We start from the raw sequence: 534 nt of genomic DNA, 5'->3' as shown, positions 1-534 counted from the left end.
TCGTAGAACCCCTCCACCCCCACCTCCACCGCACCCCGCGGCGGCCACACCTCAAGGCCGAGATCGGGTGTTCTGGTATCCGAGGCGCCCAGGAGCCCAGAGGCGTGCAGTATCCACTCGTCCGTACCCTCGGCGCGGGCGTATACCTGCACCGGGCGATCGCCCGAGGTGTCGGGATCGTCGACCCGTGTCTGGACTTGCGCTCCTCCTGCCGTTGGCAGAATCAACGGTGTTTGCAGGACCAATTCCCTGACCAGACTGCAGGCCACTTCCTGGCCCGCACGCAACACCATCTCCACCAACGCGGTGCCGGGGACCACGATGCGGCCCAACACCATGTGATCAGCGAGCCACGGCTGCAAGCTGACGGACAACTCGCCACTGAGCACCACGCCGTCGCTGCCTGCCAGCGCCACTGTCGTACCCAGCAGAGCGTGCCCGGCGCCAAGGTAGCCGATTCCGCTCGGCAGCGGCTCTGGCCAGAACCGCTCACGCTGGAAGGCATACGTCGGCAGCGGAACCACCCGCCCGCCC

1 protein-coding gene is annotated in these 534 nt (G+C 67.4%); it reads right to left on the bottom strand.

The annotated features are described in order from the left end of the window. Positions 1-534, bottom strand: a 534-nt coding sequence (locus G5C65_RS38180; RefSeq protein ID WP_165303675.1) for a polyketide synthase dehydratase domain-containing protein, incomplete at both ends; no start/stop codon positions are given.

The sequence above is a fragment of the Streptomyces boncukensis genome (assembly GCF_011045075.1).
GTDB lineage: Bacteria > Actinomycetota > Actinomycetes > Streptomycetales > Streptomycetaceae > Streptomyces > Streptomyces boncukensis.
Note: the sequence above shows the minus strand (reverse complement) of the source record. Positions and strands in the feature narration are given on the sequence as shown.